We start from the raw sequence: 12,897 nt of genomic DNA on the forward strand, positions 1-12,897 counted from the left end.
TTCAGCTGATGACCTCGGAGGTCTACGCATGTCCCAGTCCCTCGCGGACGCCTTAGAGCACGCCCTGATGCGTGACTCGCATCGGATTCGTTCGCTGGAAGTCCGCGCCCGCGCCGGCGTCCACATCGAGGAACGCGAAACCCGCGACCTCATCGCCCGCAGCGCCCGTATCGAAGAGACCCGCGGCCTGCTGTACCGCCGGGGCCTGCAGGAGCAGCGCGAGCAGCTCAACGAGTTCTTCCGCGGCCGCCGCGGCAAGGTGCTCGACAACGTCATGGACCCGTGGGCGCCCGACCACGAGGCCCGCGCCCTGTCGAAGCTGACCGGCGGCGCCGGCGCGAACACCGTCGGGCAAGGCTTCGTCGACCAGGTCGTGTTTCACCTCAGCGAGGTGTCGGGCATCGCCCGCGGCGCCCGCACGCTGATGACGGCAAAGGGCGACGCCTTACCGATGCCCACCACCACGGCGCACTCCAGCGGCGCCCTGGTGGCCGAGGGCGCCACGATCCCCACGTCCGAACCGACGTTCGGACAGCGCTCGCTCGGGGCCTACAAGTTCGGCGCGAAGGTCGACCTGAGTCAGGAACTCGAGGAAGACACCAGCATCGACATGGTCGACTACCTCGGCCTCGAGCTGGGCCGGGCGCTGGGCGTCACGCTCGGCGGCTACCTCGCCACCGGTACCGGTTCGGCTCAGCCCGCGGGCCTGGTCCCCAACGCCACGGTGGCCGTTACCGGCGGCACCGGGGTGAGCGGCGCGCCGACCGCCGACAACGTGCTGGCGCTGTTCTACAGCCTCATCGCCCCGTGCCGGGAGTTGTCGACGACCGGGTGGGTTATGCGCGACACCACGCTCTTGCAGGTGCGTCAGCTCAAGGGCTCCGACGGGCAGTACGTGTTCCCGGTGCAGACCCGCGCCGACGGCGTCGAGCTGCTGCTGGGCAAGCCCGTCTGGACCGACCCGTTCGTGCCGGCCATCGGCCTGGGCAACCGGTCGATCATCTTCGGCGACCTCTACCGCTTCGTCGTTCGCCTGGTCGCCGGTCTGCGCCTCGAGCGGGCCACGGGACCGGGATTCAACAACGGCACCATCCAGTACCGGGCGCTGCTGCGCGCGGATTCCGTTCTTGCAGACACCTCGGGCGCGGTCCGGGCGTTCGTTGGGGGTGCGTCCTGATGGCGAAGACGATGCGCGTGCGGATGGCGGGGAAGATCGTCGGCGACCGCTGCGACAACGGCGTGTGGTCTACGTGGCCCGAGCCCGGTGAGGAGATCGAGCTTCCCGAGGCCGAGGCGCGAAGCATGCTGCTGTCCGGCATGGCGGTTCACCTCGACGGCACATCCGGCCAGCAGACGCAGAGAAACGACTACAGCGGCGTTTTCGTCCCGGGCCCGGACGGTGTCCCGGTGCGGTCCCCATACATGTCGCAGGAGTACTCCTGATGGAAATCGAACAGGCATCCGCCGGCGAGGCGACGGAGTACGCCGTCGTCCGCAAGTACAGCGAGGCCGTGCGCAGCCTCGGCGAACACCTCGGGATCGCGCCGGAGGCCGCTCAGCGGGCCCTCCAAGAGGGACGCGCGGCCGACCTGCTGCGCAGGCGCCGGCCCGGCCTGCGCAGTGTGAGCGAGGGCGTTCCGGAGACCGTCCAGAGTCGTCGCCGCAAGCTCGACGAGATGCAGCGCACGTGGCGCCTCGAAGACCTGCAGCGCAGCGCACGGCGCCCGCGGCCGTCGCCGGGCGAGGTGTAGCCGCGATGTCGATCAGATTCAGCCTCGACACTGCCGACCGGGCCCACTTCGGCGGGCCCGAATGGCTGACCCTCGACGTCGAGCAGCTGGCCGGCGCGCCGGCGTTCGAGCTGGAGGCCATCGAGAAGGAACTCGGCCACCCGATCAGATTGGTGATCGGCGCCCTGGAGGGCCAGGCGTCCGCGCTCGGCTTGCGTGCGCTCATCTGGCTCGCCTACCGGCAGGCGGGCCTGCGCACACCGTTCGGCGAGTTCAACATCCACACGCTCAAGGCGCGCAGCGAGACGGTGCCCGACGTCCAGGAGGCCGCGGCCGCCGCCCCTTTGGACGGCTCGCCGGGTGGCTCGGCAACGTCCGCCTCGGCGAGTTCCTGACCGCGATCGCGCCCGTGATGGCCCGCATCTACTCGGTGGGCCCGACGGAACTGCGGACGCTGACCGCGGCCGGGCTCGTCGCGTTCCACGACGACCTGCAGCTGCTCACCAACGAAAGGCCACCCGGTGGCTGAGAAACTCGTCTTCGACGTCCTGGCCCGCGCCAGCGGGACCAGCGATGTCAAGCGGCTCGGCGACGCCCTCGACGGCGTCGGGAAGTCCGCGGACAACCTCGACAAGAAGAAGTCGATCGGCGGGGGCCTCTTCAAGGGCCTGGCCGGCGAGGCGGAGACCGCCGGTAAGAGCGTCACGTCGAAGCTCGGCTCGGCGTTCTCCAACCTCGCGTCGAACGCGGCCGAGGCCGGCAAGAAGGCGGGGAGCACCCTCGCGTCGGGCATCTCGTCGGGGTTCGAGGCGCTCGGACCGGGCGGCCCGTACGCGGGCGGCGCCATCTTCGCCGGCCTCCTCGCCGCCGCGCCCGTGGCGGGTGCGGCTATCGGTGGCGCCCTGATCGCGGGTGTCGCGTCGGCCGGTATCGGCGCGGGTATCGCGCTCGCGCTGCAGGATCCGGAGATCAAGGGCGCCGCGTCGGTGCTCGGCGGTGACATCGTCGACGCGCTGACCGAGGCCGCGGAGCCGTTCAAGGGCGCGCTGCTCGCGACGTTCTCGACCGTGGGTGAGGGTTTCAAGGCCAGCCTCGGTGACATCAAGGCCACCTTCTCCAACCTGGCCCCGATGCTCGAGCCGCTCGCCGCGAAGACGAGCGAGGCCTTCGCCAGCATCACCCGCGGGGTCGCGGTGCTCTCGTCGACGGCCGGGCCCGTGATGACCGCGCTGGGCAACGGGATAGCCCAGATCGGAGAGACGCTCGGTACTGGGTTCGCCATGCTCAGCCAGAACGGCGCCGCCGCGGCGACCGGGCTGCAGATGGCGTTCAGCGGCCTGAACGCGATCCTGCAGGCAGGATTCGGCCTGGTCAACGGGCTGACCGAGGCCTTCGGGTGGCTGGCGCAGAAGGGTCTGCTCGGCGAGGACGTCAAGCAGTCCTACGAGGGCTTCAAAGAGCAGCTGGACGCGACGAAGAACAGCGTCACCGGGCTGGGGTCGTCCTTCGACGCGGTCACCCCGGCGCAGCAGCTCGCCATCGATCAGGTGAAGCTGCTGACCGGCTCGTTCGCCGAGGCCACCAACGCCGCCGGCGGACTGAAAGGCGCGCTCGACACGCTGAACGGCTCGGCAATCGCCGGTGTGCAGTCCGAGGTGGCGTACCAGGCGGCGCTCGACGGGGTGACCAACTCGGTCAAGTCGCACGGCACGTCGCTGGACACCGCGACCGAGGCGGGCCGGGCGAACACGACCGCGCTCACGCAGGCCATCACCACGGCGCAGAACTACGCCAGCGCCAACGACCTGTCGGCTACCCAGGTCGAGGCGCTACGGCAGTCGATCCTGCAGCAGGCCGACGCGGCCGGCCTGGACACCAAAACGGTTACCGGGCTGATCAACGAGCTGTTCCGGGTGCCCGGCGACGTGAAGTCGAAGGTCTCCGTGCCCGGCGCCACGCTGAGCACCGAGCAGGTCAAGGCGCTGCAGAACGCGCTCACGTCGCTGCCCGACGAGGTGCGCACGAAGGTGATCACCGAGCACCTGGACATCTTCAACGCGACCGGCTCGACGAACGCGGCCGCGGCGAAGGACAAGTCGCTGCGCCGCTGGGGCGGCATCGACAAGATGATGGCCGCCGGTGGCGTCGTGCAGGCGCACACCGTGTCGTCGCCGACGATCATGTACGGCGAGCGGGCGACGAAAGAAGAGGCGTACGTCCCGAAGAACGGCATCACCTCCCGGTCGCGGGAGATCCTCGATAAGGCTGCGGCCTGGTACGGCGGCCGGGTGTCCTGGGGCGCACAGAACACAGGCGGCTCGCCAGGCGGCGGCACGTCCGGCGGGGACCAGCTCTCCCTGCTCGTGCGGGAGCTGATCGGCGAGGTGCGCGGCATGCGCCGCGAGCAGGGCCAGGGGAACGTGTACCTCGACGGGCGCCTGGTGGGTGCCGTGCAGGGCCGGGAGCTCAGCCTCTACGAGCGGGCGGGGTAGGTAGGGGGCACCAGGGGCGCTGGTGCCCCCTACCGCCATGGGTGGAGGGGGTAGGGATGGAGTACCGCGACGCTGCCCACTTACGAGGTACGCAGGCGTGGAAGCGTGCGCGTGCGTACGTGCTGAAGCACTCCCGTACGTGCTGGATATGTGGGCACGGGGGTGCCGACTCGGTGGACCACATCGTCCCGATGGCGCTGGGTGGCGCGCCCCTCGACTTCGCCAACCTTGCGCCCGCGCACATGCGATGCAACTCGCGCAAAGGGAAGAAACCGATCGTGACGAAGCTCAAAACGTCACAGAATTGGTGACCACCAGTGATTACTTACAGTGAGTGATGTCCGGTATGGGTTTTTGGACCTGATAAGCGCCACCCCCGTACTACGTGGCGAATTTAAATCCCCAGGTCAGAATGCTGGGACGGTCGCCGTGTGGCTGCTGTAGCCCTCCGTAACCTCATTGATGTCACTCAGAGTGATCGGCATCAGGGGTGGCGACCCCCAGCGCGCCGAGCAGGAGAGCCGCAGCGTGCTCGGCGGCGTCGCGGGTTTCCGGGGTGAGCGCCGGCGCCAGCCCGCGGCCCGCGAGCAGGTCGTGAACCCAGGCGACGAGGTCGTCGGGGCTGACGGGGATCGGCTCGGCGCTCAGCGGGTGCGTGCCGGCCGCGTCGGCGTACAGGTTCGGCATCAGGCGGGCACCTCTCCGCGATCCTCGGCGGCGAGCGCGCTGATCGCCCAGCTCGCCTGGCTGCAGGGCCAGCGGGGCGCCTGGGCGTGCGCACCGTGCAGGCCTGCGCAGCGGTCGACGCCGCCCTCGACGTACCGGGAGTGCTGGTTGAGCAGTGCGTGCGCGGTGGAGACGTCTCCGCCGGTGAGGTCTCGGTGCCATCGCATCGGGTGTCCCCTCGCGTCGAGGGGCGGGAGCGCGACGGTGCCGACCAGTTCGCGCTCCCGCGCCGCGCCACCGGTCGGTGGCGCGGCTGTGACGCTAGGTACGGCAGTGGTGATCGCTTTGCCACCTGGCAACAGCACGTCAGCGGGCCGCTACGCGTAGCGGGTGCAGCTGCTAGGCGTAGCGCCGGAGCTAGCGCCCGATGCTGCCCGTGACCTGCGAGGTAGCGGCGTAGCGGCTCACACGCCGAGGCGCTCGCACAGGCCGCGCAGGGCCGAATCACGGGAGTCCCCGCCGGCGGCGCGCAGCGCTCGCGCGGTCTCGCGGGCCAGCGGCGCCGACCGGGTGAACTGCGGAGCGGCCCGCTCAGCGGTCAGCAGCGCCCTCACGGCGCGTTCCCGCTGGGGTTTGCCCATCGCGGTGTACGCCCGGGACAGGTCGAGCCAGAAGTAGCCCTGCCGGATCTTCGGCAGCGCGGTCACGTCGGCGCCGGCCGCGACCTCGACGGCCTTACCGGGCTCGTCGGCGTCGACGCGCAGCCCCAGTTCCCACACGGTGACGTTCGCCGGGCCGAAGAACAGGGCCGCGGTCGAGGTCTGCCCGGTGCGTTCGGCGATCGCGCGGGCCTCAGCGACCCGGTCGAGGGCCTCACCGCGCCGTCCCTGCCCGACGGCGGACTGCGCGCCGGTCAGATGCAGCATGCCGAGCATGTCCAGGGCGCCCGGCTCGTCGGTGTGCCGGTCGAGCTCGACCCGGGCCTGCTCGGCGATCGCGGCCGAGCGACGGAACCCGATCGCGGCCGAGGCGTTGGCGCGCAGGAAGTCCGCGATGGCCAGCGGCACGGGCTGCCCCAGCCATTCCGCGTACTCCCGCACCCGTTCGGTGAGCAGCGCGGAGTCGGCGAGGTAGCCGAGGTACCGGAACGCCGGCGAGATCGGCGTACCGAGGTTCACGACCAGCTCGGCGGCGCGCCGGTTCCCGGCCTTCGCGTGCGCGTGCAGGTCGATCAGCAGCGCCGGGGCCAGGTCGGTGACCGCGGCGTAGTCGGTGGCGATCCCACGGGCGATCACCAGCTCGGCGCGCTGCTCGAGCTGCGCCATCGGCGCGGGCTCGTGCCCGTCGACGGGCGCCAGCTCGAGCGTGGTCTCAGCGACCGCGGTCCGCAGGTTCGCGATCCTGGCGTGAGCGGCCTCGAGCTGGCGGTCGGCGGGCACGTACGGCTGTCCGGTGAGGTCGGCCACGGACCATTCCAGCGCGGCGGCGAGGTCGGAGATGAGGTGCCGGTTGTTCGTACCGCGCAGGCCGCGTTCGATGCGGGAGAGCGTCGAGGCGGTGATGCCGGCGCGGTCGGCGACGACGGTCAGCGACCAGCCGCGGTCGAGTCGTCTGGCCCTGATGCGTTCACCGGTGGTCTTCTCGGGCATGGTCGGCCCGCCCTCCGTGCTCGGGTACTACTCGCGGGTCCGACAGTACGCGCGGACGCATCACGGCGCGGGCCGTCGACGTCTACCGTGGAGGGCGGCTACCCGCGTCGCGGGTGCTACTCGCAGCGAAGCCCCGTCCTGTTGGTCGTCGAGGACGGGGCTTCGTGCTGTTCATACCCGGTCGCGTCAGGTATGCCGACCAGGACGCGACCGGGCACGTTCGACGCTATGCGTGATGACGGTGTTACGCGGTACGTCTGACGGGTTTCCCCTCCGAACGGTGGTCGTCGACCAGGCCGAGCAGCAGACGTAGCCGGCGGACCTGCGCGCTGCTCATCCGGCGCCCGGCCAGGTTCGCCTCGTGCGCGGCTGCGGCGCCGACGCGCCATCCTGCCTTGCGTGCCTCCGGCCAGTGGTCGGGCGGGTCGAGCGGCCGGTTGGCAGGGACCAGCTGTCCGAGGATGTTGACGAAGAACTCGCGGCCCGCTTCGTCGATGTACTTCACCGTCGTGCAGCCTTCCGGCTACGGGCGAACGCGGCCCGGGCCATCTGCGCCTTGATCGCCGAGTCGACTGCGGCCGCGCGCTCGTCGGGCCGCATCGCACCGTCCGGGTCGAGCCGTTCGGCGAGGTTCGCGCGGCGGGTCTCGTAGGCACCGCGGGCCCGTTCGGTCCGGTCGCGGGTGTTTGACCAGCCGGTGAGGCCGGCGATCCGTGCGCGCATCGCGCGCTGGTCTGGTGTCAGCGGTTGCCGTCTCATCTCGCCACCCGACGCCCGGGGCGCGGGGGTGAACGGCGAGCACGTCGGCGCGCCGCTCGATCCCGATCGGAGGGCCTAGGTGTGCCCGCCATGGGTGTCCCTGAAATCGCGCCACAGGCCGGTTTCCGGCCCTCTGGCGAAGTGCCGCTACCCGCGACCAGCGCGCTGCCGGTGCGCTCCGAACAGGAGCGTCAGCGGTAGCGCTGCAGGTAGCGGCGCCGCTACCCCTGCACGGGCCGCTACCTCGCCCGGTCGCGGGTCTGGTCGCGTTGCCGCGACCGGTGTCGCGTCCGCGACCGCTACCGCGACCGCCCCTCAGGACGCTCTGAGGGCCTTCCGGCGGACTGCCGCTACACGCGACACCTCGCCCGTTCGCGCTGGCCGGACGGTGTAGCGCCGGGTGTCGCGGCAACGCGACACCTCAGCGGGCCGCTACACCCCGGTTTCGGCCTGCGCCGTGAGGTGCCGCGCCCCGCGCCCGGCGGCCGTTCGCGCTGCTCATGCCGGGCGCGGGCCAGGGCGCGGCAGCGCGCCCGCAATCCGGGCCGCGCCCCGTACCGATTGCGGGTCTCCTGCGGAAACACGCAACCGCCGGCGGTCCCTCCGCCTGGCCGCAACCCCGCAATCTGGCTGCCCACCGGCCGCATCAGGTTGCGGCCCGATCGTGCGGGCGATGCGAGCCTAGGGGTTCGCGTTGCAGGTCACCGTGCGGCCGAATCCGGGGGTTTCCGGGGTCCGGCCGCACGGTGCCGCTAGACGCTAGGTCGCTGGTCAGGCGGTGCCGTCCGCTAGGCCCTGCCCTAGGTCTAGGGGACGGCACCGCTAGGAATCGGGGCGTCCGCTAGACGTTCAGCTGCTCGCGGAGCGCGTCGACCTCGGCGGGCTCCAGCACCAGGACGGCGTCACCGACCTGCAGCACCATCCAGCCGTCGCGACCGGCGACCGGGCGGACCGTTGGGCGACCGGACAGCGCTGCCGGCAGCATCGGCGGTTTCTGCTCGGGCGCCAGCGCCACCAGCTCGCCGCCCGCGTCGAGGGCGTCGTCGAGTTTCCGGGCCAGCGCGAGGCTGCCCGTCTTCCGGCCGCGCTCCAGCTCGTGCAGGTAGCTGCTGGAGTAGTGCACGAGATCGGCGAAGCGGCGCAGCGACAGCCCGCGGCTCTGCCTCCACCGGGCGAGCGCCTGGCCGAACGTCTCGGCCGGGTCAGCGGCCTGACGCAGCCGCACGACGGGCGTCATGCGATCACCTCCGGCGCCCCGGCGCGGGCGACCTCGGCGGCCAGCTGGCTCATCAGGGTCAGCGCCGCGGCGGTCTGCAGGGGGAAGTCGACGCCGTCGGCGGACAGCACTACCCACCCCGGTCGCAGCGTCCGCACCCGGACGGCTGCCGGCGGGCGGTTCTCGGGCCGCACCTTTGCCGGGGGCGCGGTGGCCACCAGGCGGCCACCGGCCTGCAGGGCGTCGTCGAGTGCTTGGGCGACGTCCGGGCTCGGCCGCCTACCGTGCTCCAATTTCGAAATCGTGGAGAAGTCGACGTGCGCAGCGCGGGCCAGCGGGCGAAGGCCGAGACCGGCCGCCAGGCGGAGCTCTCGAAGGGTCTGGGCGAAGGTGTTCGGCGTCTGCCCGGTGGTGCCTGGGCTGCTGACCGGGAGCGCCGTGATGTTCGTCTGCGGAAGCATGACGAGTGCCTTTCGGGCATGCCCCGGGCACGGTTGTCCGCCCGTGCCCGGGGCTGGTCTGAAGGTGCGGCGGTCAGGCGCCGCGGTCAGCTGACCGTGCAGGTGGCACGGGGTGCGACAGGTCGCCGTCGACCTGCCCGGACGGTGCGCTGACCGGTCGCCCGGTCACGGGCTGACCGCTGACCTCGGGCCCGGGGTCGAACAGCCCCAGCAGGTCGCGCCCGGTGGTCTCTTCGATCACGGCGATCGCAGCGAACAGACCGTCGAGGTACGCGTCCTGCTCGGCGGCGCTGCGACGCTTCCCAGGCGGGAGCGCCTTCCATGCGGCGAGCTGCCGTTCGGACTCGGCGATGATCGCCCCGGCGAACGTCGCCGGCGTCGCCTCGAACCGCGGCGACCCGCCCGTCAGCGCCCGGCGGCTGACCATGACGGAGGCGACGCTGATGAGTCCGGCGGCGGCGCTACCGAAGTAGCCGGCCACCATCACGAGCACGGCGAGCAGGGCCGCGAAGAACCAGGGGCCCGGCACGGCGCCGGCGGGCTCGCCCTCGTGCGCGGCCATCGCGTCGCGCCACTCGCGGCGCTCGGTGCGGTACTCCGGCCAGGACAGTCGCTCACGGCGGCCGCGGGCCTGGTGGTAGCCGATCCAACGGTCCTCGGCGCCGGATCGGCGCCAGGCGGCCAGCAGCGCGTCGACAAGGCGGTCGAGCACGATGTATGCGAATCGGCTCATCGGAAGGCCTCCTCGCGGTCGCGCAGGCCCGGCATCGGCGCCTGGTCGCGGCCGTCGAGGGCGTGCCCGTACCGGACGAGCGCGACGACGAGCGCGGCGGCCAGGCCGAGCTGGGCGAGCATGCCGACGTACGTCGGCGCGGGCTCACCCTCGAGCGCGAGCCGCACGAAGCAGGCCGCGCCGAGCAGGAACGCGCCGCCGGCCACGGCCAGCCGCACCGTTGCGCGGGTGATGAGGAACAGCGACACAGCGGCGACGCCGCCGGCGCCGAGGATCGCGAGCAGCAGGAGGAGGGCGGTCTTCATCGGGTCACCGCCAGCGCCCAGTCGAGGCGGCCGCGCAGCTGCTCGGCCTCGGCGAGGGTCAGCCGCACCTCGTCGTTCTCGCGGTACAGGATCACGACCGGCTCGGCGTTGTCGACGTGCTGGTCGAGCGCGACGCCGAGGGTTTCCGGCTGGTAGGTGTCGTCCGCGGCCTCGGCCGGGTCGTACAGCGCGAGTTCGATCCGCCCTGCGAACGCCATGTGCTGCCGGTCGCCGCGGCGGTCGCCGTCGCGGTGCTCCCATTCGCACCAGGCCGGGCACGGCGTCCGCAGCCAGTGCGGACGGGCGGACGGTGCGGGCGGCGTGGTCTCGTGCCGCTGGGTCGGAATCTCGTGGATGATGCTCACGGGTCGCCTCCTGGGGCGATCAAGGCCTCGGGACCGGTGTTAGCCGCACCGCCCGGGGCCGCCTTCATTTCTAGCGGCGTGACTCGAAGTCACCTATGCAACCTCGCACACTTCACGCTGCTCAACTGCCTGGCCGGCGCCATCCCGGCCCGCGAGCGGGTGATCAGCTGCGAAGAGGTGTTCGAACTCCAGCTGCGCCACCACCCCGACTGGGTCGCGCTCCAGACCCGCCAGCCCAACCTCGAGGGCACCGGCGAGATCCCGCTGCGCCGCCTGGTCACCGAGGCGCTCCGGATGCGTCCGGATCGCTTGATCGTCGGCGAGGTACGGCAGGCCGAGGCGCTGGACCTGCTCCTGGCGCTCAACGCCGGGCTGCCCGGTCTCTGCTCGGTGCACGCGAACTCCGCCCGCCAGGCCGTCACCAAGCTCTGCACGCTCCCGCTGCTGGCCGGGGCCAACGTGCACCCGTCGTTCGTCGTCCCGGCCGTGGCCACCTGCGTCGATCTGGTCGTGCACGTCGAGCTCACGGCGGCGGGTGAGCGCCGCGTCCGGGAGATCGTCGCGGTGGGCGGGCGCAGCGGCGACGGCGCGGTCGAGACCGCGGACATCTTCGCCACGACGCGCGAGGGGCTGACCCGCCGCGACGGGTTCCCACCGCACGGCGAGCGCTACGCCCGCGCGGGTGTCGACCTGCCCGCCCTGCTCGCGGGGGCCGCCTGATGGGTGCGTTGCTGGGGTTCGTCTTCGGCTGCGGCGCCGTGCTGCTCCTTCGTCGCTTCCCTATCGACGCCCTGAGGCCGGGCCGCGGTGGCTCGAGGGCTGTGTCCGGGTGGGGTTTCAGGCCGCGGCGGCGTGAGTTGTTGCGGGCGGCGGGGCTGGGGGAGATCGGGGCGGTGCGGCTCGGGGCGGCTCAGATCCTCGCGGGGCTGGTCGCGGGTGCGGTGGCGTTCGTCGTGACGGGGAGCACCTCGGTCGCGACGTGCTTCGCGGTGTTCGGCTACCTGGCCCCGGTGGCGCTGGTGCGGCGGCTGCGTGCGGCTCGGGTCCGCGCGCTGCGTGACGCCTGGCCCGACGTCGTCGACAACCTGGCCTCGGCCGTGCGGGCCGGGATGTCGCTGCCGGAGGCGGTGGCGGCACTCGCCGAGCGCGGCCCGGCGCCGTTGCGGCCGGCGTTCGCCCGGTTCGCGGCCGACCATCGGGCCACCGGCCAGTTCCTGCTCTGCCTCGATCGGCTCAAGGACGACCTGGCCGATCCGGTGGCCGACCGGATCTGCGAGGCGCTCCGCGTCGCCCGCGAGGTCGGCGGCACCGATCTCGGGCGGCTGCTGCGCACGCTCTCGGGCTTCCTGCGCGCGGACGCCCGGATCCGAGCCGAGCTCGAAACGCGTCAGGGCTGGACCGTCAACGCGGCCCGCCTCGCGGTGGCCGCGCCCTGGCTCGTGCTGCTCCTGCTGGCGATCCAGTCCACCACGCTCAGCGTCTTCGACAGCACGTCCGGACGGGTGCTGCTCGCGTTCGGCGGTGCGGTCACGGTGCTGGCCTACCGGCTGATGCTGCGCGTCGGACGGCTGCCGACCGACCGGCGGGTGCTGGCGTGAGCACGGTCGGAGCGCTGTTCGGGCTCGCGCTGGCGTTCGGGCTCGTCCTGGTGCTGCGGGGCGGCCCGCCCGCCCGCCACCCCCGCCTCGACGATCGGCTGGCGCCCTACGTGGGCCGCCCCGACGTGTCCCGAGCCGCTCTGCGCGGAGGTGGCCGCCCGGGTCCGCGTCCGCGGGAGTGGGTGGTCGCCGGGCGGGCGGTGGGAGACGTGGTCGCGGGGTGGATCGATCGGTTGCTGCCCGGTGGGGCCGGGATCCGGCGGCGGCTGTCGGCGGCGGGGCGGCCCGGCTCGGTGCCGGCGTTCCGGGCCGAACAGGTGCGGTGGGCCGCCGCCGGGCTGCTCGCCGGTGCGGTGAGCGGCGGCGCGCTGGGCGGCGGCACCGGGCTCGTGCTGCTGACCCCGATCGGCGCGCTCGCGGGCGGGCTCGGGCGCGACTGGTGGCTCTCCGTCCAGGTCCGGCGCCGCACCGAGGCGCTCCGTGCGGAGCTGCCGGTGATCGCCGAGCTCCTCGCGCTGGCCGTCACCGCGGGCGAGGCCCCTGTCGCCGCCCTCCGCCGGGTGAGCGTGGCCTGCCGCGGGGAGCTGGGCCGCGAACTGACCCGGGTAGTAGACGAGAGCCGGTCGGGCGCGGGCCTGACCACCGCGCTCGAAGAGCTGGCCGCCCGGACGGCGTTGGAGCCGCTGGTCCGGTTCGTCGACGGCTTCGTCATCGCTCTCGACCGGGGCACGCCGCTCGCCGAGGTCCTCCGGGCCCAGGCCTCCGACGTCCGCGAGGCGGGTCACCGCGCGCTGCTCGAAGCGGGCGGACGCCGGGAGATCGCGATGATGGTGCCGGTCGTCTTCTTGATCCTGCCGGTCACCGTGCTCTTCGCCCTCTACCCGGGCCTGGTCTCGATCAGTCTGCTGACGCGGTGAAGCTAA

The 12,897-nt window shown here is 72.5% G+C and carries 18 protein-coding genes and 1 pseudogene; 9 read left to right on the forward strand and 10 right to left on the reverse strand.

Going from position 1 to position 12,897, the window contains the following annotated elements:
• The first annotated feature begins 28 nt into the window (after positions 1-28).
• From CRYAR_RS42760 to CRYAR_RS50595, 6 genes are all read left to right on the forward strand, one after another.
• Positions 29-1,177, forward strand: coding sequence for a phage major capsid protein (locus CRYAR_RS42760; RefSeq protein ID WP_051569783.1), 1,149 nt, complete (start codon positions 29-31; stop codon positions 1,175-1,177).
• Complete coding sequence (locus tag CRYAR_RS05315) at positions 1,177-1,443, forward strand: hypothetical protein (RefSeq protein WP_035848777.1); 267 nt, start codon at positions 1,177-1,179, stop codon at positions 1,441-1,443. Before CRYAR_RS42760 ends, CRYAR_RS05315 begins: the two co-directional genes overlap by 1 nt.
• Complete coding sequence (locus CRYAR_RS05320; RefSeq protein ID WP_035848779.1) at positions 1,443-1,751, forward strand: hypothetical protein; 309 nt, start codon at positions 1,443-1,445, stop codon at positions 1,749-1,751. Before CRYAR_RS05315 ends, CRYAR_RS05320 begins: the two co-directional genes overlap by 1 nt.
• A gap of 5 nt (positions 1,752-1,756) precedes the next feature.
• A complete protein-coding gene (locus CRYAR_RS05325; protein WP_035848780.1) occupies positions 1,757-2,125 on the forward strand; it encodes a hypothetical protein in 369 nt (122 codons plus the stop codon).
• A gap of 126 nt (positions 2,126-2,251) precedes the next feature.
• Complete coding sequence (locus CRYAR_RS05330; RefSeq protein ID WP_035848783.1) at positions 2,252-4,222, forward strand: hypothetical protein; 1,971 nt, start codon at positions 2,252-2,254, stop codon at positions 4,220-4,222.
• A gap of 56 nt (positions 4,223-4,278) precedes the next feature.
• Positions 4,279-4,533 carry an HNH endonuclease gene (locus CRYAR_RS50595; protein ID WP_035848786.1) on the forward strand — a complete coding sequence of 85 codons (255 nt, stop codon included), beginning with the start codon at positions 4,279-4,281 and terminating at the stop codon, positions 4,531-4,533.
• Positions 4,534-4,687: 154 nt separating this feature from the next.
• Here the strand turns inward: CRYAR_RS50595 and CRYAR_RS05340 are convergent, their stop codons facing one another.
• The 10 genes from CRYAR_RS05340 to CRYAR_RS49425 all read right to left on the reverse strand — a co-directional run bounded on the left by CRYAR_RS05340 (position 4,688) and on the right by CRYAR_RS49425 (position 10,376).
• Entirely contained in the window at positions 4,688-4,909 is a 222-nt protein-coding gene (locus tag CRYAR_RS05340) for a hypothetical protein (RefSeq protein WP_035848787.1), read from the reverse strand.
• A complete protein-coding gene (locus CRYAR_RS05345) occupies positions 4,909-5,115 on the reverse strand; it encodes a hypothetical protein (protein WP_035848788.1) in 207 nt (68 codons plus the stop codon). Before CRYAR_RS05345 ends, CRYAR_RS05340 begins: the two co-directional genes overlap by 1 nt.
• A gap of 237 nt (positions 5,116-5,352) precedes the next feature.
• Positions 5,353-6,537 (reverse strand): helix-turn-helix domain-containing protein, encoded by a 1,185-nt coding sequence (locus tag CRYAR_RS05350; protein WP_035848791.1) that lies wholly within the window; start codon positions 6,535-6,537, stop codon positions 5,353-5,355.
• Positions 6,538-6,781: 244 nt separating this feature from the next.
• Complete coding sequence (locus CRYAR_RS05355; RefSeq protein WP_035848792.1) at positions 6,782-7,042, reverse strand: hypothetical protein; 261 nt, start codon at positions 7,040-7,042, stop codon at positions 6,782-6,784.
• A complete protein-coding gene (locus CRYAR_RS05360) occupies positions 7,039-7,296 on the reverse strand; it encodes a hypothetical protein (RefSeq protein ID WP_157017386.1) in 258 nt (85 codons plus the stop codon). The genes CRYAR_RS05355 and CRYAR_RS05360 overlap by 4 nt, the downstream gene beginning before the upstream one ends.
• 841 nt (positions 7,297-8,137) lie before the next feature.
• Positions 8,138-8,533 carry a helix-turn-helix domain-containing protein gene (locus CRYAR_RS05365; RefSeq protein ID WP_035848795.1) on the reverse strand — a complete coding sequence of 132 codons (396 nt, stop codon included), beginning with the start codon at positions 8,531-8,533 and terminating at the stop codon, positions 8,138-8,140.
• The gene (locus CRYAR_RS05370; protein WP_035848796.1) at positions 8,530-8,973 is read right to left on the reverse strand and encodes a helix-turn-helix domain-containing protein; all 444 of its coding nucleotides are present in this window, start codon (positions 8,971-8,973) and stop codon (positions 8,530-8,532) included. Before CRYAR_RS05370 ends, CRYAR_RS05365 begins: the two co-directional genes overlap by 4 nt.
• 73 nt (positions 8,974-9,046) lie before the next feature.
• Entirely contained in the window at positions 9,047-9,706 is a 660-nt protein-coding gene (locus tag CRYAR_RS05375; RefSeq protein WP_035848798.1) for a hypothetical protein, read from the reverse strand.
• Positions 9,703-10,011 carry a hypothetical protein gene (locus CRYAR_RS05380; protein WP_035848801.1) on the reverse strand — a complete coding sequence of 103 codons (309 nt, stop codon included), beginning with the start codon at positions 10,009-10,011 and terminating at the stop codon, positions 9,703-9,705. Before CRYAR_RS05380 ends, CRYAR_RS05375 begins: the two co-directional genes overlap by 4 nt.
• A complete protein-coding gene (locus tag CRYAR_RS49425) occupies positions 10,008-10,376 on the reverse strand; it encodes a hypothetical protein (protein ID WP_035848804.1) in 369 nt (122 codons plus the stop codon). The genes CRYAR_RS05380 and CRYAR_RS49425 overlap by 4 nt, the downstream gene beginning before the upstream one ends.
• Before the next feature lie 114 nt (positions 10,377-10,490).
• On the opposite strand from CRYAR_RS49425, the pseudogene CRYAR_RS49430 reads away from it, so the two are divergent.
• From CRYAR_RS49430 to CRYAR_RS05400, 3 genes and pseudogenes are all read left to right on the forward strand, one after another.
• Positions 10,491-11,096 (forward strand): annotated as a pseudogene (locus tag CRYAR_RS49430) (ATPase, T2SS/T4P/T4SS family); the annotation flags it as partial.
• The gene (locus CRYAR_RS05395) at positions 11,096-11,974 is read left to right on the forward strand and encodes a type II secretion system F family protein (RefSeq protein WP_035848806.1); all 879 of its coding nucleotides are present in this window, start codon (positions 11,096-11,098) and stop codon (positions 11,972-11,974) included. The pseudogene CRYAR_RS49430 and the gene CRYAR_RS05395, both read left to right, overlap by 1 nt.
• Positions 11,971-12,891, forward strand: coding sequence for a type II secretion system F family protein (locus CRYAR_RS05400; protein ID WP_035848808.1), 921 nt, complete (start codon positions 11,971-11,973; stop codon positions 12,889-12,891). Before CRYAR_RS05395 ends, CRYAR_RS05400 begins: the two co-directional genes overlap by 4 nt.
• Positions 12,892-12,897 lie beyond the last annotated feature (6 nt).

Source organism: Cryptosporangium arvum DSM 44712, from assembly GCF_000585375.1.
Classification (GTDB): domain Bacteria; phylum Actinomycetota; class Actinomycetes; order Mycobacteriales; family Cryptosporangiaceae; genus Cryptosporangium; species Cryptosporangium arvum.

Coding starts and splice junctions, on each gene's coding strand:
- CRYAR_RS42760 (WP_051569783.1), top strand. CDS start 29: ATGTCCCAGTCCCTCGCGGACGCCTTAGAGCACGCCCTGATGCGTGAC.
- CRYAR_RS05315 (WP_035848777.1), top strand. CDS start 1,177: ATGGCGAAGACGATGCGCGTGCGGATGGCGGGGAAGATCGTCGGCGAC.
- CRYAR_RS05320 (WP_035848779.1), top strand. CDS start 1,443: ATGGAAATCGAACAGGCATCCGCCGGCGAGGCGACGGAGTACGCCGTC.
- CRYAR_RS05325 (WP_035848780.1), top strand. CDS start 1,757: ATGTCGATCAGATTCAGCCTCGACACTGCCGACCGGGCCCACTTCGGC.
- CRYAR_RS50595 (WP_035848786.1), top strand. CDS start 4,279: ATGGAGTACCGCGACGCTGCCCACTTACGAGGTACGCAGGCGTGGAAG.
- CRYAR_RS05340 (WP_035848787.1), bottom strand. CDS start 4,909: ATGCCGAACCTGTACGCCGACGCGGCCGGCACGCACCCGCTGAGCGCC.
- CRYAR_RS05345 (WP_035848788.1), bottom strand. CDS start 5,115: ATGCGATGGCACCGAGACCTCACCGGCGGAGACGTCTCCACCGCGCAC.
- CRYAR_RS05350 (WP_035848791.1), bottom strand. CDS start 6,537: ATGCCCGAGAAGACCACCGGTGAACGCATCAGGGCCAGACGACTCGAC.
- CRYAR_RS05360 (WP_157017386.1), bottom strand. CDS start 7,296: ATGAGACGGCAACCGCTGACACCAGACCAGCGCGCGATGCGCGCACGG.
- CRYAR_RS05365 (WP_035848795.1), bottom strand. CDS start 8,533: ATGACGCCCGTCGTGCGGCTGCGTCAGGCCGCTGACCCGGCCGAGACG.
- CRYAR_RS05370 (WP_035848796.1), bottom strand. CDS start 8,973: ATGCTTCCGCAGACGAACATCACGGCGCTCCCGGTCAGCAGCCCAGGC.
- CRYAR_RS05375 (WP_035848798.1), bottom strand. CDS start 9,706: ATGAGCCGATTCGCATACATCGTGCTCGACCGCCTTGTCGACGCGCTG.
- CRYAR_RS05380 (WP_035848801.1), bottom strand. CDS start 10,011: ATGAAGACCGCCCTCCTCCTGCTGCTCGCGATCCTCGGCGCCGGCGGC.
- CRYAR_RS05395 (WP_035848806.1), top strand. CDS start 11,096: ATGGGTGCGTTGCTGGGGTTCGTCTTCGGCTGCGGCGCCGTGCTGCTC.